The organism is Rhodococcus sp. WS1 (genome assembly GCF_003797745.1).
In the GTDB taxonomy this organism is placed as follows: domain Bacteria; phylum Actinomycetota; class Actinomycetes; order Mycobacteriales; family Mycobacteriaceae; genus Rhodococcus_F; species Rhodococcus_F erythropolis.
In genome coordinates this window covers 248,544-268,340 of sequence record NZ_RKLZ01000003.1, presented here as the reverse complement: position 1 = coordinate 268,340, position 19,797 = coordinate 248,544, and the positions used below count along the sequence as shown (strand labels likewise).

General features: G+C 63.4%; 20 protein-coding genes and 1 tRNA gene. 9 read left to right on the top strand and 12 right to left on the bottom strand.

Annotated features, from left to right (window positions below):
• Nucleotides 1–7: 7 nt before the first annotated feature.
• The 4 genes from EEB12_RS26370 to cobC form a co-directional block, all read right to left on the bottom strand.
• The gene (locus tag EEB12_RS26370; protein ID WP_141488793.1) at nt 8–1,132 is read right to left on the bottom strand and encodes a bifunctional RNase H/acid phosphatase; all 1,125 of its coding nucleotides are present in this window, start codon (nt 1,130–1,132) and stop codon (nt 8–10) included.
• On the bottom strand, nt 1,129–1,866 hold the full coding sequence (locus EEB12_RS26365) for a zinc ribbon domain-containing protein (RefSeq protein ID WP_019748955.1): 738 nt from the start codon (nt 1,864–1,866) through the stop codon (nt 1,129–1,131). The genes EEB12_RS26370 and EEB12_RS26365 overlap by 4 nt, the downstream gene beginning before the upstream one ends.
• Before the next feature lie 108 nt (nt 1,867–1,974).
• Nucleotides 1,975–3,108 carry a Nif3-like dinuclear metal center hexameric protein gene (locus EEB12_RS26360; RefSeq protein WP_069146828.1) on the bottom strand — a complete coding sequence of 378 codons (1,134 nt, stop codon included), beginning with the start codon at nt 3,106–3,108 and terminating at the stop codon, nt 1,975–1,977.
• Nucleotides 3,105–4,139 carry an Rv2231c family pyridoxal phosphate-dependent protein CobC gene (gene cobC / locus EEB12_RS26355; protein ID WP_141488792.1) on the bottom strand — a complete coding sequence of 345 codons (1,035 nt, stop codon included), beginning with the start codon at nt 4,137–4,139 and terminating at the stop codon, nt 3,105–3,107. The genes EEB12_RS26360 and cobC overlap by 4 nt, the downstream gene beginning before the upstream one ends.
• Before the next feature lie 56 nt (nt 4,140–4,195).
• Here cobC and EEB12_RS26350 point away from each other — a divergent pair, with 56 nt between their 5' ends.
• The 3 genes from EEB12_RS26350 to EEB12_RS26340 are packed head-to-tail and all read left to right on the top strand — an operon-like array spanning nt 4,196 to nt 6,356.
• A complete protein-coding gene (locus EEB12_RS26350; RefSeq protein WP_019748958.1) occupies nt 4,196–4,891 on the top strand; it encodes an HAD hydrolase-like protein in 696 nt (231 codons plus the stop codon).
• Nucleotides 4,878–5,369, top strand: a complete 492-nt coding sequence (locus EEB12_RS26345; protein ID WP_042952191.1) for a low molecular weight protein-tyrosine-phosphatase — start codon at nt 4,878–4,880, stop codon at nt 5,367–5,369. Before EEB12_RS26350 ends, EEB12_RS26345 begins: the two co-directional genes overlap by 14 nt.
• A 48-nt stretch (nt 5,370–5,417) precedes the next feature.
• Nucleotides 5,418–6,356, top strand: a complete 939-nt coding sequence (locus EEB12_RS26340) for an SURF1 family protein (protein WP_020969922.1) — start codon at nt 5,418–5,420, stop codon at nt 6,354–6,356.
• Here EEB12_RS26340 and EEB12_RS26335 read toward each other — a convergent pair.
• The 6 genes from EEB12_RS26335 to EEB12_RS26310 all read right to left on the bottom strand — a co-directional run bounded on the left by EEB12_RS26335 (nt 6,297) and on the right by EEB12_RS26310 (nt 9,320).
• On the bottom strand, nt 6,297–7,316 hold the full coding sequence (locus EEB12_RS26335) for a cobalamin biosynthesis protein (protein WP_141488791.1): 1,020 nt from the start codon (nt 7,314–7,316) through the stop codon (nt 6,297–6,299). The two genes, EEB12_RS26340 and EEB12_RS26335, sit on opposite strands and share 60 nt — an antisense overlap.
• Nucleotides 7,317–7,381: 65 nt before the next feature.
• Entirely contained in the window at nt 7,382–7,606 is a 225-nt protein-coding gene (locus EEB12_RS26330; RefSeq protein ID WP_003941648.1) for a hypothetical protein, read from the bottom strand.
• 93 nt (nt 7,607–7,699) lie between these two features.
• Nucleotides 7,700–7,771 (bottom strand) — tRNA-Val (locus EEB12_RS26325).
• 32 nt (nt 7,772–7,803) lie between these two features.
• On the bottom strand, nt 7,804–8,268 hold the full coding sequence (locus EEB12_RS26320) for a peroxiredoxin (RefSeq protein WP_019748962.1): 465 nt from the start codon (nt 8,266–8,268) through the stop codon (nt 7,804–7,806).
• Between the two features lie 35 nt (nt 8,269–8,303).
• Complete coding sequence (locus tag EEB12_RS26315) at nt 8,304–8,729, bottom strand: DUF3052 domain-containing protein (RefSeq protein WP_003941575.1); 426 nt, start codon at nt 8,727–8,729, stop codon at nt 8,304–8,306.
• 177 nt (nt 8,730–8,906) lie between these two features.
• Nucleotides 8,907–9,320, bottom strand: coding sequence for a hypothetical protein (locus EEB12_RS26310; protein ID WP_229756913.1), 414 nt, complete (start codon nt 9,318–9,320; stop codon nt 8,907–8,909).
• Between the two features lie 380 nt (nt 9,321–9,700).
• On the opposite strand from EEB12_RS26310, the gene aceE reads away from it, so the two are divergent.
• From aceE to EEB12_RS26275, 6 genes are all read left to right on the top strand, one after another.
• Nucleotides 9,701–12,556 carry a pyruvate dehydrogenase (acetyl-transferring), homodimeric type gene (gene aceE / locus EEB12_RS26300; protein WP_141488790.1) on the top strand — a complete coding sequence of 952 codons (2,856 nt, stop codon included), beginning with the start codon at nt 9,701–9,703 and terminating at the stop codon, nt 12,554–12,556.
• A 99-nt stretch (nt 12,557–12,655) separates the two neighbouring features.
• Nucleotides 12,656–13,984, top strand: a complete 1,329-nt coding sequence (locus EEB12_RS26295) for a PucR family transcriptional regulator (protein WP_019748966.1) — start codon at nt 12,656–12,658, stop codon at nt 13,982–13,984.
• A gap of 127 nt (nt 13,985–14,111) precedes the next feature.
• Nucleotides 14,112–15,020 (top strand): ACP S-malonyltransferase, encoded by a 909-nt coding sequence (locus EEB12_RS26290; RefSeq protein WP_020908154.1) that lies wholly within the window; start codon nt 14,112–14,114, stop codon nt 15,018–15,020.
• 84 nt (nt 15,021–15,104) lie between these two features.
• Complete coding sequence (gene acpM / locus EEB12_RS26285; RefSeq protein WP_003941649.1) at nt 15,105–15,380, top strand: meromycolate extension acyl carrier protein AcpM; 276 nt, start codon at nt 15,105–15,107, stop codon at nt 15,378–15,380.
• A 7-nt stretch (nt 15,381–15,387) separates the two neighbouring features.
• A complete protein-coding gene (locus tag EEB12_RS26280; protein WP_141488789.1) occupies nt 15,388–16,638 on the top strand; it encodes a KasA/KasB family beta-ketoacyl-ACP synthase in 1,251 nt (416 codons plus the stop codon).
• Nucleotides 16,639–16,746: 108 nt separating this feature from the next.
• On the top strand, nt 16,747–18,180 hold the full coding sequence (locus EEB12_RS26275) for an acyl-CoA carboxylase subunit beta (protein ID WP_003941597.1): 1,434 nt from the start codon (nt 16,747–16,749) through the stop codon (nt 18,178–18,180).
• A gap of 110 nt (nt 18,181–18,290) precedes the next feature.
• Here EEB12_RS26275 and EEB12_RS26270 read toward each other — a convergent pair whose 3' ends face one another.
• Complete coding sequence (locus EEB12_RS26270; protein WP_003941617.1) at nt 18,291–18,800, bottom strand: DUF3145 domain-containing protein; 510 nt, start codon at nt 18,798–18,800, stop codon at nt 18,291–18,293.
• Between the two features lie 128 nt (nt 18,801–18,928).
• Complete coding sequence (locus EEB12_RS26265) at nt 18,929–19,768, bottom strand: serine hydrolase domain-containing protein (protein WP_141488788.1); 840 nt, start codon at nt 19,766–19,768, stop codon at nt 18,929–18,931.
• Nucleotides 19,769–19,797: the final 29 nt, after the last annotated feature.

Here is a 19,797-nt window from a genome sequence, read left to right as displayed (position 1 = left end):
GGCATTTTCAGCGAAGATGTGACGTGTCGTTGACCAGCCGGACCGAGGCTCCCCCGTCTGGATAAAACTCGGTGATACTCAGCGACGCCAGATCCAGATGCAACCGGTACAGCAACGACGGCCCGGCATCGAGGGCCAGCTGCACCAACGTCTTGATCGGGGTGACGTGAGAAACGACCAACAGCGTCGCGCCGCCGTAGGTCGAGATCAGGTCGTCGCGCGCGGCGACGACTCGTTCTCGTACCTCGTCGAAACTCTCGCCGCCGGGTGGGCGCACCGAAGTGTCCGAGAGCCATTCGCGATGCAGGTCCGGATCGCGCTCGGCTGCCTCGCGGAAGGTGAGTCCGTCCCAGTCGCCGAAATCGGTTTCGATCAAACCTTTGTGCTCGACGACGGGAAGACCGAGCACGCGGGCCGATGCCTCTGCCGTCTCACGGGTTCTGCCGAGGGGTGAGCAGACGATGGCGTCGATACCGCCGCGGTTCCCGAAGCGTGCAGCCGCGCCGGCGGCCTGCGCGCGGCCCAATTCCGTGAGCTCAGGATTGCCGCGTCCGGAGTAGCGGCGATCGACCGACATCGCTGTCTGTCCGTGACGTAGCAACAACATTCGTGTCGGCTTGCCGGTGGTGGCGATCCATCCCGGAGAGCCGGCGATCTGCGGTTCCGACGTCTCTTCTGACGGCGCGGCGGGTGCAGCTGGTGCGGGGGCTGCGGTTTCGATGCCGGCAGCAGCGTCCATCGCCTCGTTGGCAAGACGATCGGCATGAGAATTCTCGCCGCGCGGAATCCACGTGTAGGTCACTCGCGAGAACTGCGTCGCCAACTCGGCTGCGCGTCGCTGCAGCGGAATCATGTCCGGGTGCTTGACCTTCCAGCGCCCGGACATCTGCTCGACGACCAGCTTGGAGTCCATACGGACGTCGACCGTCGACGCTCCGAGTTCACCGGCAGCGGTCAACCCTGCGATCAGCCCGCGGTACTCGGCGACGTTGTTGGTCGCTATTCCGATGCTCTCCTTGCGTTCGGCCAACACCGAGCGGGTGGAGTCGAAGACCACGGCGCCGTAGCCGGCCGGGCCAGGGTTGCCGCGTGATCCACCGTCGGCCTCGACGATGACCTGCGTGGGAGTCACAGACCGGACTCCTTGGTACGCACCATGATTGCATTGCACTCTGGGCAACGAACGACGACGTCGGCCGGTGTCGCGGCGATTCGGGAGATCTCGCCGCGGTCGATCTCGATCCGGCAAGCGCCACATCGGCGTGCCTGCAGAAGCGCCGCGCCCGGTCCGCCCAGGGTGCGCTGCTTCTCGTAGACAGCAAGGAAATCGGCGGGGAATTCACCGACAAGTCGTTCACGATCGGCGGCGCAACGCTCTTGCGCCTTGTCCAGATCGGCGACGGCGTCGTCACGGCGACGCTTGGCGTCGATCAGCTCTTCTTCGGCCTGGGACAGCTGGGCACCGGCGTGATCGTGATCGGCCTGCAACGCCTCACGCTGCTCCATCACTTCGAGCAACTCGTCCTCGAGGAGCCCCTGACGCCTGACCAGGCTGCCGAGTTCGTGTTCGAGTTCGGTGAGCTGCTTCGCCCCGACCGACCCACTCTGCAACAGAGTGCGGTCACGATCCTCGCGCTGACGAACCGCGTCGACCTCGCCTTCGAGCTTGCGGATGTCGCGATCGATGTCGTCGATCTGGATTTCGACGGCTACGGACGCATCTTTACGGCTGATTCGCTCGGCCTCGAGACGTTCGACTTCCTGCTGCTCGGGAAGCGCTCCGCGTCGGTGGGTGATCCGAGTGAGCTCAGCATCCACCCCGGCGAGGTCGAGAAGCTTGGATTGCACCTGTGGTTCGACGTTCACGCTGTATAACTCCTGCTGTAAGTCCGATGTCGGCAGTGCTCGCGAAGGACGGCTCTCGAAGAACTGCTCTTGAATTGTTCGTGCAACCGTACCTTGCAGAGCGCTGCACTAATGCGCACTCAAACACCACGGATCGGTGCGAATTGTCGAAACCCGGCTTTCCCACCCCGGATTGTCGGCAAACGCGGCGTCGAGCACCGATTTCGCCTGCGCACACCACGGGTATTCACTAGCCCAATGGGCGACGTCGACCAGTGCCGGGCCACCGGCACGAAGATGCTCGTCCGCGGGATGATGCCGCAGGTCCGCAGTGACGTAGACGTCGGCGCCCAGCGCCGCCACCACGTCCAGATACGAGTCGCCGGAACCGCCGCACACCGCCACGGTACGAACGGTCGCGTCCGGATCTCCGGCAGCGCGAACACCCCACTCGGTCGAGGGCAGTGAGCGCGCCACTCTCGCCGTGAACTCTCGCAATGTTTCGGGGTGCTCGAGCTCACCCACCCGCCCCAGACCGAGCGAACTGGGGAACGCTGCGAGTTCGAAGACATCGAAGGCTGGTTCCTCGTACGGGTGGGCGGCACGCAATGCGCCCAACACCGCACTTCGCTTTCCGCGTGGGGCAATCACTTCCACACGATCCTCGCGAACCTGCTCCACAGCGCCGACAGTCCCGATCGTCGGATTCGCACCGTCGGCTGGCAAGAACTGACCCGTACCGGTGACCGTCCAACTGCACTGGCTGTAGTCGCCGATCCGCCCAGCCCCGGCCTCGAAAAGTGCATCCTGCACGGCCGATGCATTCTCCACCGGAACCATGACGACCCACTTGTCGAGCGGCTGCGTCGGCTTGGGTTCGATCGGGCGCAGCACGGTCAGGCCCAGAGCCTGCGCCAACGCGTCGGACACTCCGGGGTCGGCGGAGTCCGCATTGGTGTGCGCCGAGAACAGTGCGCACCCCGCCTTGATGAGCTTGTGGACCAACGCACCTTTGGGTGTGTGAGCACCGACGGTGTCCACCCCACGCAGCAGAAGTGGGTGGTGAACGACCAGAAGGTCGGCACCGGAGGCGATGGCGTCGTCGACCACTGCCTCGGTCGGATCCACCGCGAAAACCACTCTCGTCACCGCGTCCGCAGGATCGCCGCAGACCAGACCGACCGAATCCCACGATTCCGCCAGGGCGGGCGGATAAGCGGATTCCAGCACAGCTATGACGTCCGCAAGAGTTGGGCCGCTCACAAGATCTCCTTCATCGCTTCGATCAGTACCGAGACCTGCTCGGCTGGACGGACGGCAACGCGCAACTGATCGGGCCCGAGTCCGGGAAAGGTGTCGCACCGGCGGACGGCGATACCGCGGGCACGCAGGTGCTCTCGCATCGAGGCGCCGTCGCGGACGTCGATGAGCACGAACGGCCCAGCAGCGGGTTCGTGCACGGCAATCCCGATCTCGGTCAGTCGCCGGGACATGTCTTGGCGGTCTGTGGCAATCGATTCGGCTTTGATCCTCGACTGCTCGACCGCGAACGGTTCGCAGCAGGCCGTGATGGCCTCGATCTGCAGACTGCCCAATGGCCAGTGGGCTCGGCCGTGAGCCAGTCGAGCGAGAAGATCCGGAGAGCCGATCGCGTACCCACACCGCAATCCCGCCAGTGCCCACGTCTTGGTCAGGCTCCGAAGCACCAGTACATCCGCCGACTCGACACCTGCGATGCTCTCCGCTTCGCCGGGGATCGCGTCGCCGAATGCCTCGTCCACCACCAGGATCCGGCCCGGCCGACGCAACTCCAACACATCGGCCTTGGGGTGAAGCACGGACGTCGGATTGGTCGGATTGCCCAGAACGACAAGGTCCGCGGATTCTGGTACCTGCGCGGCCCGAAGCGCGAAAGGCGGCTCCAGAATCACCTGCGTCACCGGTACACCGGCCTCTCGCAGCGCCAGTTCCGGCTCGGTGAAGGACGGATGGATCAGCGCTGCCGACCGAGAGCCCAGGCGCGGCAGCATCGCGAATCCCTCGGCACCGCCCGAGAGCAACAACACCTCTTCGGGCCGTCGCCCGTGCCGCTGCGCGACGGTTTCGCGGGCTTTCAGTTCCGCTGCAGCCGACGGGTACGAACCGAGCGTGGACAGTCCTGCGGCCAGCCGATCCCGCAACCACTTCGGTGGGCCGGAGCCTTGAACGTTGACGGCAAAATCGAGTAACCCGGGCTCCGCTTCGACATCGCCGTGATGTCGCAAGCTCTCCAGGTCAACCGTTCCGGTACTCACCCGGTCAGCCTACGGTCGAGCACCGTGCGCGGACATCACCCCTGCCGTCCGGGACAATGAGTGCCGTGACGACACCACCCCTCGACCGTTTTCCTGTAGTTCTGTTCGATCTGGACGGAACCATCACCGATTCCGCTCCCGGCATTCACGGCGGCTTCCGACATGCGTTGGCAACTGTCGGCCATCCGGAGCCGACGGAAGCGATGTTGGCATCGGTGATCGGCCCGCCGATGGTCGATACCTTCAGGTCACTCGGTATGGCCCCGGCGGACGTGGATCGGGCGATCGCCGCGTACATCGAGCGTTACGACGCGACCGGGTGGCAGGAGAACTCGGTGTACGAGGGTATGGACGTCGTCCTGGGTAAGGCTCGCGCGAGCGGCACCCGACTGGCCGTCGCCACCTCGAAGTCGGAGCGATTCGCCATTCGCATCCTCGAGCATTTCGGCCTGGCCGAGCACTTCGAGTTCATCGGCGGCGCAAGTGACGACGGAACTCGTCGGGCGAAACCCGATGTGATCGCGCACTCGCTGACCTCACTCGGGATCACTCCCGTCCTCGCCGCCGACGGCGGAACCCCCGACGTGCTCATGATCGGCGATCGTGATCACGACGTGCTCGGCGCCGCGAAGTACGGCATCCCCACCGTCGTCGTCGAATGGGGCTACGGTTCCGCCGAGGAAGCGCGGCAAGCGTTTCGCTCCGTATCGTCGGCATCCGAACTGGGAGGACTTCTCGATGGCCGCCTCTGAACCACTCCGTGTGACTGAACCACTCCACGTGACGTTTGTGTGCACCGGCAATATCTGCCGGTCACCAATGGCCGAAAAGATCTTGCTCGCGCATCTGGGCCGTGAAGGCCTTGCCGACCGGGTGCGTGTCAGCAGCGCCGGTACCGAGGGGTTTCACACCGGTAGCGAGGCCGACGAGCGGACCAACGTCGTGCTCCGAGCGGCCGGATATCCGACGGGCCACAGCGCCGCGCAGGTCAATGCAGATCATCTCGCCGCCGATCTTGTCGTCGCCCTCGACACCGGGCACGAACGTGAGCTTGCTCATCTCGGCGTGCCCACCGAGCGTCGGCGCCTACTGCGATCGTTCGACCCCGAGGCGGACGGAGAATCGGTTCCGGACCCGTACTACGGGGATCAGGAGGACTTCGAACTGGTTCGAGACCAGATCGAAGCGGCCATTCCCGACATACTCGACTGGATCCGCGAGCGAGCCTGAACCCGGAGCAAAATTCACTCCCGTTCGGGCAACGGATACCGTGGACGTGTGCGAAGACTGAAATTCCTGTTGCGGCCCGGTTGGTTGGTACTGGCAGCTGTGGTCGGGCTCTTCGCCTACCTGTGCTTCACCGTGCTCGCTCCGTGGCAGCTCGGCAAGAACACGAAGACCGAGCACCGCAATGATCTGATCTCGAACTCGATCAACGCGGAGACCGTGCCGATCGGTGATGTCATCGCCGATTCGACGATCGCACCGGACGACGAATGGCGAAACATCACCGCGGCAGGTACCTATCTGCCCGACGCCGATATCCTCGTCCGCCTGCAGTCCATCGAGGGCGCGCCGTCGTACGAGATCCTGACGCCTTTCCGCCTGGACGACGGCCGCACGATCCTCGTCAATCGCGGATACGTTCGGCCGATCAACGGCGCCGAGGCACCGCCCATCGCTGCGCCGCCGACCGATCCGGTCACTCTCAACGGCCGTGTGCGCCTGTCGGAAGGCACTGCTCCCGGCCGAGTTCCGATGTTCGAGGACGGCGCGAAGCAGGTCTACTCCATCGACGCACAGCCGATCGGCGAGTTCATCGGAACGGACCTGATCGACGCGTACATCCAACTCGAACCCGACCAGCCCGGCGGTCTCGGCACGATCCCGCTCCCCCAACTCGACGCGGGCCCCTACCTCTCGTACGGGTTCCAATGGCTGGCGTTCGGCATCATGGCGCCGCTCGGACTGGCTTACTTCATTCGCGCCGAGTGGCGCGAACGTCGCAAGGAAAAGGCAGCTCAAGCAGCTGTGGACGGTTTCGCAGCCGACGACGCCGCTGCCGAGACGACCCCGGAAGCGGCAGTGTCCGCGCCTGCCGCACCCCCCGCCGAACCGGCTCGTACCTTCAGCCGTCGCAAGAAGCCGGAGCCGGAATCAGTGCCGCTCACGGCGCAGGAAGCCAAACTTGCCGATCGATACGGCAATACCCGCTGAAATACCCGCTGACACCACAGCTGCACTGATCTGCACCGCCGACGAAAGCCTCGCCGCGCGGCGCAGATCGTTCGGCGTCGGCACAGGCCCGCGGCCGAGGACGGGACGCATCTCCACCCCGTGCGCGTATTCGGTCCGACCACCCAACGAAATGCCCAACGCCCCTGCCGCCGACGCTTCCGCGACACCCGCATTGGGGCTTGGATGAGCCGCTGCGTCGCGTTTCCACGCTGCCAGTGATTCCTGAACCGAGCCGCCCACCACCGGTGCACACGCAGCCGTCAGCGCACCTGTCAGCCGAGCGGGGACGATGTTGACCAGGTCGTCGAACCTCGCCGCAGCCCACCCGAATCTGAGGTACTTCTCGGAGCGGTACCCGATCATCGCGTCGAGTGTGTTGGCAGCGCGGTAGACGAACAGACCTGGCACGCCCCCAATTGCACCCCAGAACACTGCGCCGACGGTTGCATCCGAGGTGTTCTCGGCAACCGACTCCAGCGCTGCACGCGTGAGGCCCTCCTCGCCCAGCACTGAGGGATCGCGTCCACAGAGTGAAGGAAGTAGCTCACGCGCTTTCGTCAGGTCGCCGTCGACCTGTGACGCCTCCAATCGAGCGGCCATGTCGATGCCGGTGCGTGCAAGCGACGTCCCGCCGAGCACGGCCCAGGTAGCTATCGCCGTCGTACCCGTGACGGCCACCCAACCGGCCCGGCGCGACGCTGCTTCGGCTGTGAGGCCAAGTCCTGCGGTGCCGGCCAAGAGCACGGCAACATGAAGTGTTCCGGCCGCGCGCGAGTCCCGGTAGGACATCTTCTGCAGCGCGATAGCTGCGGTTCCGAAGCCGGCGACCGGATGGAACCGCCCCGGATCGGCGAATGCCCGATCCGCAACGAAGCCGAGGAGAAGCCCGGCAGCTCGCGCATTGAATCGAGATTGGGACGAACGAACCGAAATCTGCACGAGCGTAGTTGTAGCAGCGACGCTCGTTCTCTGGCCAACCGTCACGTGTCTGCCCGAGCTGAGCTCTATCCGTCCCAGTCGATCGTCAGGTAGATCAAGCGGTGCATTCGGTTGATTTCCCAGACTCGGGCAATCCCGGTCGCCAGTGCGTCGCTTTGGGAACGAACCCGGATCGTCTGCCCCGGGAACAACGCAACACTGAGACTGGGCATCTCGGCGATGTGTATGTGCGGACGGGTGGGATGCACGCGCGTCGGGTCGACGGCTACTTCGATCACAGAACTGGACATGCGTCCAGAATGGCGTATTGCGGACAATTCGTTGCCGAAAATGAAAAAACCCCGATCTGCGTCGACATGCAGATCGGGGTTTGAATTCTTCGGTGGGCGCGGAGGGTTTCGAACCCCCGACCGCTGGTGTGTAAAACCAGAGCTCTACCACTGAGCTACACGCCCGAACTCCCGGTGAGACCCTCACCGGGAGTGCTCTAAGACTCTAGCGCGGCAAGCGCGTTTGCCCAAAGTCCGTGGTCACGGGCTTCTCCGGGGCCGTTCATCTCGGCAAAACGAATGACTCCGTCTTTGTCGATGACAAAGGTGCCACGATTCGCGAAGCCCAACTTGTCGTTGAACACCTCGTACTTCTGAGCGACTTCACCGTGCGGCCAGAAGTCCGACAGCAAGGGAAATGTGTATCCCTGCTCAGCTGACCAGATCTTGTGAGTCGGCGAAGCACCGACAGAAATCGCGAGAATGGCAGTGTCGTCGTTCTCGAACTTCGGAAGCTCGTCACGGACCTTGCAGAGTTCCCCCTGACAAGTCCCGGTGAAGGCCAACGGATAGAAAACCAGCAGAACGTTCTTCTTACCGCGGAAATCTGCTAGCGAGACTTCCTGGTTGTTCTGGTCCTTCAAGGTGAAATCCGGTGCCTGGGCACCAACTTCGAGAGGCATGTGCAATTCCTTGGGAAAGTGCGGAAAGGGCCGGGTCAGCGCTTGTTGGCCGGACGAGCCTTCGGCTGAACCAGTCGACTTCCCGACCAGTCACCGAGGTTGGCTGCCGATGTCTGCGTCAAGCCGGCAGTCGGCGCCGATTCGGCGATCTCGCTGGGCTCGACATGTCCGTCGAGACCGGTCTTGGGAGTGAGAACCCACACGAAGCCTTCGTCGGCGAGGGGCCCGATGGCATCCATCAAGGCGTCCACCAGGTCACCGTCCTCGTCGCGCCACCACAGCAGCACGACGTCGATGACCTCGTCGGAATCCTCGTCGAGCATTTCCCCGCCGATGGTTTCCTCAACCGCGGCACGAATGCCGTCGTCGGTATCCTCATCCCAGCCCAGTTCCTGCACCACCATGTCAGTGGTAATCCCGAGTTTCTGAGCGTAGTTCTGGGCATCCGCCGCGGCGACCACGGTGGGGTCCTCCTTTTGTTGATGGTGTGTGGCGACCCCGCACACCTACCGTTTGACGATCAATTAGGGAAAGCGAACATGGTCTGAGGCGTTAGCGCAAGCCGACCACGCCGAAAACTTTCACCAAAGATCGTCTTCTGACACACGGCGAACCTTACGCCTGCGGATTACCGCAGGTCACAGGGATCCACATTCATCGAAGATCGACTTGCGAATCGAATTGCTCGTATCGCTGATCGAATTGATTTCATCCGCCGAATGATCACTCTCGATCACGACTGCAGATGAACGTAGGTTCGCGGCCAATTCGTCGAACAGTCCGGAAAGTTGCGCCGGAAGTTCACTCGCGACCGAGTCGAACCACGAGGCGGTGTCCCTGGCCGACGAAGCAGCAGCGCTTGCTTCGGCTCTCAGGTCGGTCTCACCATGATTTCCGGCGTCGACGTAGGCATTGAACGCGACCACGTCGTTTTTCGATCGAGAGACCGCTTCCTCACAGATCGCGAAAGCTGCCTCTGCCGCATCTGCCGCCGCTTTCGACGAGGACGCGGCGGCCATCGAAACACTCACCTCGGATTGGTATGCAGCCACGTGCGCTTCATTGGGTACTGCCGATCCGGTCACCGCCGCCGAACATCCCACGATCACCGACAGTCCCACTGCGATCGATCCGACCGAGACCCACGCCCCGACCCTGCCGTAATTGATTTCTTTGTTTATTTTTTCCCACCCCTTCATACGTTCCGATCGATCCCCCAAGCCTGTGACTACGGGGAACCATCACACCCCTGCGTCACGCCGAAAAACGCTACCCGAGAGTAACCAGAGGCGAGGTGTGCCGGACCGACCGGGATGGTGAAAGATGAGGTACGCGCCATATTCACGATGGAAGTGCGTCGGACCTAACAAGGCCTCGATCACCTATGTAAGGACGCCCCACCACGCGTCCCCAAACCAATGAGGAGCACACGTTGTCTGACCTGATCCAGGGTCCCGCGTCCGGGCAGAACGCCGATTCCGGCGCCGCCGGCGAGTCGGGTTCGCCCGCGTCGAACACGCCGGGGGGAACCGACGGTCGCGTTCGCGTCATTCGCGAAGGTGTTGCGTCGTACCTGCCGGACATCGATCCGGACGAGACCACCGAATGGCTCGAATCATTCGACGGACTTCTGGATCGATCCGGACCCACGCGTGCCCGCTACCTCATGCTCCGCATGCTCGAACGCGCCGGTGAGAAGCACGTCGCACTCCCCGCGCTCACCTCGACCGACTACGTCAACACGATTCCGACCGAAAACGAGCCGTGGTTCCCCGGCGACGAAGAGGTCGAGCGCCGCTATCGCGCCTGGATCCGTTGGAACGCCGCGATCATGGTCCACCGCGCCCAGCGACCGGGCGTCGGCGTCGGCGGTCACATCTCCACCTACGCATCCTCGGCAGCGTTGTACGAAGTCGGCTTCAACCACTTCTTCCGCGGCAAGGACCACCCGGGCGGTGGCGACCACATCTTCATCCAGGGTCACGCCTCCCCCGGCATCTACGCCCGCGCCTTCCTCGAGGGCCGCATCCCCGCGGAACAGCTCGACGGATTCCGCCAGGAGAAGTCCCACGCCGACTTCGGCGGCGCACTGCCGTCCTACCCGCACCCGCGGCTGCTTCCCGACTTCTGGGAGTTCCCGACGGTCTCGATGGGTCTCGGCCCGATGAACGCCATCTACCAGGCCCGGTTCAACCACTACCTCAACGACCGCGGCATCAAGGACACCACCGATCAGCACGTGTGGGCATTCCTCGGCGACGGCGAAATGGACGAGCCCGAATCACGCGGCCTCGCTCACGTCGCGGCAACCGAAGGCCTCGACAACCTCACGTTCGTCGTGAACTGCAACCTCCAGCGCCTCGACGGCCCGGTCCGCGGCAACGGAAAGATCATCCAGGAACTGGAATCGTTCTTCCGCGGTGCCGGCTGGAACGTCATCAAGGTCGTCTGGGGCCGCGAGTGGGATGCGCTGCTGCACGCCGATCGCGACGGCGCACTCGTCAACCTGATGAACGTGACGCCGGACGGTGACTACCAGACCTACAAGGCCAACGACGGCGCGTTCGTACGCGATCACTTCTTCGGACGTGACCCCCGCACCAAGGAACTGGTCAAGGACCTCACAGACCAGGAAATCTGGAACCTCAAGCGCGGTGGCCACGACTACCGCAAGGTCCACGCCGCCTACGCAGCGGCCATGGCGCACAAGGGCCAGCCGACGGTCATCCTGGCGCACACCATCAAGGGCTACACCCTCGGCAAGCACTTCGAGGGCCGCAACGCCACACACCAGATGAAGAAGCTGACGCTGGACGATCTCAAGGCGTTCCGCGACATGCAGCACATCCCGATCTCGGATGCCGAGCTCGAGAAGGATCCGTACCTGCCTCCGTACTACCACCCGGGCGCGGACGCTCCCGAGATCAAGTACATGCTCGACCGTCGCAAAGCACTCGGAGGGTTCCTGCCTTCCCGCAACACCGACGCTGCTCCGCTCAAGCTCCCCGAGGACAAGACGTACGACGTCATCCGCAAGGGCTCGGGCAAGCAGGAAGTCGCCACCACCATGGCGATCGTGCGCATCCTCAAGGAACTGTTGCGCGACAAGGAGATCGGCAAGCGGATCGTGCCGATCATTCCGGACGAGGCCCGTACGTTCGGTATGGACTCGTGGTTCCCGTCGCTGAAGATCTACAACCGCAACGGACAGCTCTACACCTCCGTCGACGCCGAACTCATGCTCGCCTACAAGGAGAGCCCGATCGGCCAGATCCTGCACGAGGGCATCAACGAGGCCGGTTCGACGGCATCGTTCACCGCAGTCGGCACGTCCTACGCCACCCACGGTGAACCGATGATTCCGCTGTACATCTTCTACTCGATGTTCGGTTTCCAGCGCACCGGCGACGGCCTGTGGGCGGCCGCCGACCAGATGGCTCGCGGATTCGTTCTCGGCGCGACCGCCGGTCGTACCACTCTGACCGGTGAAGGTCTCCAGCACGCCGACGGACACTCGCTGCTCCTGGCATCGACCAACCCGGCCGCTGTCACGTACGACGCCGCGTTCTCGTACGAGTTGGCGCACATCGTCAAGGACGGCTTGCGCCGCATGTACGGCGGCACCGAGGGCGTCGACGGTTTCGGTGGCGAGAACATCTTCTACTACCTGACCATCTACAACGAGCCGTACGTTCAGCCGGCCGAGCCCGAAGGTCTCGACGTCGAGGGCTTGCTCAAGGGCATCTACCTCTACAAGACGTCCGAAGCAGCCGGCCCGAAGGCACAGATCCTCGTCTCCGGTGTCGCGATGCCTGAGGGTCTGCGTGCGCAGAAGCTGCTCGCCGACGAATGGGGCGTCTCGGCCGACGTCTGGTCGGTCACGTCCTGGGGTGAGCTGCGCCGCGAAGGCGTCGAATGCGAACGTCAGGCGCTGCTCAATCCGTCCGAGGATGCTCCGGTTCCGTTCGTCACCACGGCGTTGTCCTCGGCCCAAGGCCCTGTCGTCGCGGCTTCGGACTGGATGCGGGCGGTCTCGGATCAGATCCGTCAGTGGGTTCCCGGCGACTACACCACGCTCGGCACGGACGGGTTCGGGTTCTCCGACACACGCACTGCAGCGCGTCGCTACTTCAACGTCGATGCCGAGTCCGTCGTCGTTGCCGTGCTGATCGGTTTGGCGAAGGAAGGATCGATCGAGCGGTCGAAGGCCGTCGAAGCAGCGAGCCGATACCGCATCGACGACGTGAATGCTGCTCCCGAGCAGACCGGGGACACCGGTAGCGCCTAAGTCGTAGGGCAACAGTCCCAGCGATCGAAAACAGACCTACGCCCATCGCCGCGGGTGTCATCTCGACATCCGCTGCGGCGATGGGCGTAGGTTTTTCTCATGCCCGAACCTGATCCCGAGAAACCCGAAGAGGGCGTACGCCGCACTCGACCACAGTCGTCCGGGTTGCAGGCTGTACTCGCCCGCCGTCGTCAGGTTCGCGATCCACTTCCAGAAGCCTTGCTCCGCCGCGTCAAACAGTTCTCCGGTCGGCTCTCCACCGAGGCCGTGACCGTGATGGAGGAGCAGCTTCCGTTCTTCGACAGTCTCGACGCGTCGCAACGTGCCGACGTTCAACTCTTGGTGCAGACGTCGGTGGTGAATTTCCTGGAATGGCTGCGGCAACTCGACTCGGAGATCAGCTTCGGATACGAGTCGTTTCCGGTCATCCCTCAGGATCTTGCTCGACAGCTCACGCTGCGCCAGACCGTCGACATGGTCCGGGTGGCGATGGAATTCTTCGAGAAATGGCTGCCCGCTCTCGCCCGCAACGATCAGCAGCTGATCGCGCTGACGGAAGCCGTCCTGCGCTACGGGCGTGAACTCGGTTTCGCAGCAGCGACGGTGTACGCAAGCGCCGCCGAGTCGCGGGGTGCCCTGGACACGCGACTGGAAGCGCTCGTCGTCGACGCCGTCGTGCAGGGAGACACCGGCTCGGACATGCTCTCCCGCGCAGCCACCTTGAACTGGGACGCCACCGCTCCGGCCACCGTCATCGTCGGGTCTCCCCCGCCGGACGAGCGGGTCTCGGTTGCCGGCACCGTCCACGCGACTGCCGCCGCGCACGGGCGCGCTGTTCTCGCCGTGGTGCAGGGTCCGCGACTGGTGATGATCGTCAGCGGCGAGCTGAGCAGTAAGACGGAAGGCAGCCAATTCCTTCAAGACCTGCTCATGAGTTTCGCCGACGAGCCGGTGGTGATCGGCCCGACAACGCCCTCGTTGAGCGCAGCACACTTCAGTGCGTCCGAAGCTCTCGCGGGAATCAAGGCCGTCGCCGGGTGGCGCGGCGCACCTCGTCCCGTTTTCGCGACTGAACTGCTCCCGGAACGGGCACTACTGGGAGACGACGCTGCCGTAAAGGCTCTTCGCGATTTCCTGGTCGCACCTTTAGCGGAATCCGGCACAGTCTTGACCGATACTTTAGACAGTTATCTCGACTGTGGAGGTGCGGTTGAGACTTGTGCACGTCTTCTGTTTGTTCATCCAAATACCGTTCGGTACCGCTTGAAGCGAATCGCGGAAGTTACCGGCCGGGATCCTACGAATCCACGCGACGCATACGTACTACGGATCGCCGCTACCGTGGGCCGATTGACACAAATCGATCTCAAATCGAACAATTCGGTTACTTCAGTCACATCTTTAACATCCGGACAAACAAACCTGTAACCCCCGAGCGTCCAATTTCGATGGCCGGGCGCGACGTGGGATTTTGTGGGAACCCTACAAAACACTTCGCCAGAGTTCATCGCGACCGACATCTCGCAGGTCACTCGCGGCGGTGTTCTCTTAATAAGTGATTTCGTTGCTCGCCCCGGGACAGGGCTCTCAGACACCCGGCATGCTCAGCCCATGGCTGGCACTGCCCGGAGCGCAAGACCGCCTCGAAGTGTGGTCGAAGGCGGCTGGCCTTGACCTCGTCCGACTCGGCACGACCGCGACTGCAGAAGAAATCACCGACACCTCGGTAACCCAGCCCCTCGTCGTTGCCGCTGCTCTGCTGGCGTACGAGGAAATCGAATCACGTGGGCTCCTCGGCGCCGACGTCATCGCTGCCGGCCATTCAGTGGGTGAACTTGCCGCTGCTGCGGTCGCCGGTGTTATTTCCGCTGACGACGCGGTCGCGCTTGCCGCCCTCCGCGGCGCCGAGATGGCCAAGGCTTGCGCGCTCGAGCCCACCGGCATGTCAGCCGTTCTCGGTGGCGACGAAGCCGAAGTGCTCGCACGACTCGAAGAACTCGGGTTGGAAGCGGCCAACCGCAATGCGGCCGGCCAGATCGTGGCTGCCGGACTGCTCACCGCGCTCGAAGAACTCGCAGCAAACGCACCCGAAAAGGCCCGAGTACGCGCACTGCCCGTCGCCGGCGCTTTCCACACCCGCTTCATGGCACCTGCACAGGACGCCGTCGCAGCTGCTGCCGCCAAGATCACCCCGTCCGATCCGACGCGCACGCTGCTTTCCAACTCGGATGGCGCACCCGTCTCCTCGGGCGCCGACGCCCTCACCAAACTTGCCGCGCAGGTAACCCGCCCCGTTCGTTGGGACCTCTGCTCCGCGTCGTTGCGGACAGCAGAAGTCAGCGCGATCGTGGAACTCCCGCCGGCCGGAACCCTCGTCGGAATTGCCAAGCGCGAAATGCGTGGCACACCGACGGTGGCCCTCAAGAACCCGGAGGATATCTCCGCACTGTCCGAGCTGACCTAGCTCGGACGCCCACCCGGCCGATCAGCCCGAACGGCGGCCGGACGTTTCACCCCACCTCAATCGATCAAGAAGGGAGCCACACCAGTGGCCCACACTCAGGAAGAAATCATCGCGGAACTCGGCCAGATCGTGGAGGAGGTCACCGGTATCGAGCCTTCCGAGGTCACCGTTGACAAGTCCTTCGTGGACGACCTCGATATCGACTCCCTGTCCATGGTCGAGATCGCTGTTCAGACCGAAGACAAGTACGGCGTGAAGGTCCCCGACGAGGATCTCGCAGGCCTGCGCACCGTCGGCGACATCGTCGCGTACATCCAGAAGCTCGAAGCCGAAGGCGCCGAAGCCAAGAACGCAGAGTGAGCCGACCGTGACTTCCGCTTCTACCCGCAAAGGGAAATTCCCCGACATCGTCGTCACGAGCCTCGCGACGTCGACCTCGGTGGCTGGTGATGTGGATGGCACGTGGAAGGCGCTACTCGCCGGCGAAAGCGGCATCGGAATCCTCGATGACCCGTTCATCGACGAGTTCGACCTTCCCATTCGCATCGGCGGGCACCTGAAGGTTTCACCAGACGAGGGCTTGTCCCGCGTCGAAATTCGACGGATGAGCTGGGTGGAACGCCTTGCCCTCACGTTGAGTCGCACGGTCTGGAGCAACGCCGGCAGCCCCGAAGTCGATCAGGACCGCCTCGCGGTTGTCATCGGCACCGGACTCGGCGGCGGCGACACGCTCATCGACGCCGTCGACAAACTCCGTGGCGGCGGATACCGCAAGGTGTCCCCGTTCTCGGTGCAGATGGTCATGCCCAACGGACCGGCCGCAACGGTCGGGCTCGAACTCGGGGCCCGAGGTGGCGTCATCACCCCGGTCTCGGCATGTTCGTCGGGATCCGAGGCAATTGCTCACGCTCACCGCATACTTGTCATGGGTGACGCGGACATGGTTGTGGCTGGTGGAGTCGAGAGCTTCATCGACGCGGTTCCGATCGCGAGCTTCGCCATGATGCGTGCAATGAGCACCAACAACGACAATCCGACCGCAGCTTCACGTCCTTTCGACAAGGACCGTGACGGATTCGTCTTCGGCGAAGCCGGCGCACTGATGATCCTCGAAACCGAGGAACACGCAAAGGCACGCGGGGCCACCATTCATGCCCGCCTGCTCGGTTCCGGAATCACTTCGGACGGGTACCACATCGTGGCACCGCATCCGGAAGGCCTGGGCGCGGCGCGAGCCATGACCCGAGCAATCGAGATGGCCGGACTGACGAAGTCCGACATCAAGCACATCAACGCCCACGCCACTGCGACGCCGATCGGTGACATCGCAGAGGCAAAGGCAATCAACGCAGCGGTCGGCAATCACGCTGCGGTGTACGGCCCGAAATCCGCGCTGGGACACTCGATCGGCGCTGTCGGCGCCCTCGAATCAGTCCTCACGGTTCTGGCAGTGCGTGACGGGATCATCCCGCCCACGCTCAATGTTGACAGCCAGGATCCAGAAATCGATCTCGATGTCGTCAAGGGTGAACCCCGAACCGGCTCTTTCGATTTCGCACTGAACAACTCGTTCGGTTTCGGTGGGCACAATGTCGCGCTCGCCTTCGGTCGGGCCTAGCCCGAACCGCGGTTTGCACCTGTCCGCGGGTGTCGTTGCAACACAACGTCACCCGCGGACAACACCGACCTTTCGTTCCACCCAAGGCTCGTACTGAAGGAGGACGCGATGACCATCCTGGCCCCCGTGACAAAGTCCGAATCATCGACAGACCCGCGCGATCCTCTTGCGCGCCTGGAAAATCTGTTCGACCCCGGCACAACAGTGCCGCTCCACGCCCGTGACAAGTCCGGCGTGCTCGCTGCGTCCGGAAACATCGACGGCGTCCGCACCATCGCATACTGCTCCGATGCCACCGTCATGGGCGGCGCAATGGGCGTCGACGGTTGCAAACACCTCGTCAAAGCCATCGATACCGCCATCGAGGAAGAGTCCCCCATCGTGGGTCTCTGGCACTCCGGTGGCGCGCGTCTGGCTGAAGGCGTCGAAGCACTCCACGCAGTCGGACTGGTCTTCGAGGCCATGGTCCGTGCGTCGGGTCTCATACCTCAAATTTCCGTCGTGCTCGGCTTTGCCGCTGGTGGAGCCGCGTACGGTCCAGCCCTCACCGATGTCGTGATCATGGCGCCGGAAGGCCGAGTGTTCGTCACTGGCCCAGACGTAGTTCGCAGTGTCACCGGTGAACAGGTCGACATGGTGTCACTCGGCGGTCCGGACACACACACCAAGAAGTCGGGTGTCGCGCACATCGCCGCACACGACGAGGCCGACGCATTGCACCGCGCACGACGCCTGGTCTCGATGATGTGCGAGCAGGGCGAATTCGATCAGCGGGCAGCGGAACTCGGCGACAGCGATCTGCGCGCCATGATGCCTGCGTCCGCAAAACGTGCATACGACGTTCGTCCCATCGTTCACGAAATGCTCGACAACGTCGAAGGCGAGTCGAGCTTCGAAGAACTGCAAGGCAATTACGCGCGGAGCATCGTCACTGGTTTCGGCCGGATGGCCGGACGCACGGTTGGCGTCATCGCGAACAACCCATTGCGACTCGGGGGGTGCCTGAACTCCGAAAGTGCAGAGAAGGCCGCTCGATTCGTGCGACTGTGCAACGCATTCGGCGTGCCGCTCGTAGTCGTCGTCGATGTTCCCGGGTATCTGCCTGGCGTGTCGATGGAGTGGGAGGGCGTGGTTCGGCGCGGCGCGAAGTTACTTCACGCCTTCGCCGAGGCGACTGTCCCCCGCGTCACCGTCGTCACTCGAAAGATCTACGGCGGCGCATACATCGCAATGAACTCGCGAGCACTGGGAGCCACGGCCGTTTTCGCTTGGCCCAACTCCGAAGTGGCCGTGATGGGCGCGAAGGCTGCTGTCGGCATCCTGCACAAGCGGGCTCTCGCTGCGGCACCGGACGACGAGCGTGAAGCATTGCACGACCGTCTCGCTGCCGAACACGAGGCGATCGCAGGCGGCGTCGACCGCGCTGTCGAAATCGGCGTCGTCGACGAGGAAATCGACCCGGCGAAGACTCGCAGCATCGTCACCGCTGCGCTCGCGTCTGCACCATCTGTCCGTGCGCGCCACAAGAACATTCCGCTCTGACAACCCTGGACAGCAAGGTGGGCCTCGCCGATACGGCGGGGCCCACCTTTGTCATTCAAGTCTTTGTCGTTCAATCCGCGAGAGCACTCAGGGTTCAGGATGGACCTCGGTCAGCTGACACGCCTTCGCAGCCATGTCACTTCGGCACCTTCGCCTGAACTCCGGAAGGGTTCGAGTTCCTCGTCCCACGGTGCGCCTATCGCCCGATCGATCTCCGCGGCGATGTCTCCACCGGAATTCATGATGGACCGCAGTTTCATCTCCCCAACGACGACATCACCGTTCGCACTGGTGGATCCGCGCCACAAGCCCAGACCGGGCACATGGCTGTACCGTTCGCCGTCGACGCCATGGCTCGGGTCCTCCGTGACCTCGAACCGCAACATCGGCCACGCCCGTAACGAATCGACCAGGCGGGCACAGGTTCCGACGGGACCTGTCCAATCCGTCGTCGCACGCAGAAGCCCGTCGTAGGCAGGCTGTGAGGTCCATCTGAGCTTGGCAGGGCTGTCCAACGTGGCGGACAAAGCCCAATCCACGTGCGGGCACAGCGCCGCGGGCGACGAGTGGATGTAAACCACACCAGTCGTCACGTCCGCGAATTGATTCATTTCGCGCACTCGAGCCTCCTGCTTCGACGAGGGACGTCTTCCCCAACGACCTCTGTCGAGTTCGTGCAGCACGCTCGATTGAACAGTGTGCCTTGTGTTACCCGTGTTGCGCCAGTGGAAGGAGAGAAATTTGTGCTCTATCGCGAAACTTCACCGACTACGCCATCTGACAATTCAGTCCACAAAGGCTTGGCCCAATCACCGAAGTCGCGATCGGTAAGCACGACGCACGCAGTATCGATCGTGGGATCGACCCACAGGAACGTCCCGGACTGGCCGAAATGACCGAAAGTTGCGGCCGAGTTCTCGAGACCTGTCCAATGCGGACGCTTGTCGCCGCGAATTTCGAATCCGAGTCCCCAGTCGTTGGGGCGCTGAGAGCCGTAACCCGGAAGAATTCCGTTGAGCCCCGGGAACTGCACGGTTGTCGCCTCTGCGAACGTCTGCGTCGAGATCAGGGTCGGCGAGAGCAGTTCAGCCGCGAACTTGGCCAAGTCGTCTGCCGATGCCTGTGCACCGTGACCGGCAGGACCGACAAGAGCCGCGCTGGTCATCTCCAACGGCGCGAACACCGCCTCGGCAAGATAGTCGGCAAACTCGATCTCGGTCTCCCGGGAAACCAACTCGGCAAGCACCTCGAATCCCGCACTCGAGTAGATCCGCTTCGACGCCACCGGCGCCTGAACAACACGTTCGGCGAATGCCAACCCGGAAGCGTGTGCGAGGAGATGACGAACGGTCGACCCCTCAGGCCCGGCCGGCCCATCCAACTCGACCGCCCCTTCCTCCACCGCCACGAGAATCGCGTAGGCGCACAACAGTTTTGTCACCGAAGCCAGGGGGAAAACATGGGACTGGTCGCCGCTGAAACCACGAATGCGGTCGCCCTCACCCGGATTCTTCCCGGAGAGGACGACCGCTGCCGCATTGTCGACCGGCCACTGCTGGATTACGTCGAGACTGTGAGTACTGGGCACCCGATCAGACTACTGGCACAAGAGTTGCG

Bases quoted from the DNA above. Each gene is read 5' to 3' on its own strand.
- EEB12_RS26350 (WP_019748958.1), top strand. From the start codon at position 4,196: ATGAGTGCCGTGACGACACCACCCCTCGACCGTTTTCCTGTAGTTCTG.
- EEB12_RS26345 (WP_042952191.1), top strand. From the start codon at position 4,878: ATGGCCGCCTCTGAACCACTCCGTGTGACTGAACCACTCCACGTGACG.
- EEB12_RS26330 (WP_003941648.1), bottom strand. From the start codon at position 7,606: ATGTCCAGTTCTGTGATCGAAGTAGCCGTCGACCCGACGCGCGTGCAT.
- EEB12_RS26320 (WP_019748962.1), bottom strand. From the start codon at position 8,268: ATGCCTCTCGAAGTTGGTGCCCAGGCACCGGATTTCACCTTGAAGGAC.
- EEB12_RS26295 (WP_019748966.1), top strand. From the start codon at position 12,656: ATGCCCGAACCTGATCCCGAGAAACCCGAAGAGGGCGTACGCCGCACT.
- EEB12_RS26275 (WP_003941597.1), top strand. From the start codon at position 16,747: ATGACCATCCTGGCCCCCGTGACAAAGTCCGAATCATCGACAGACCCG.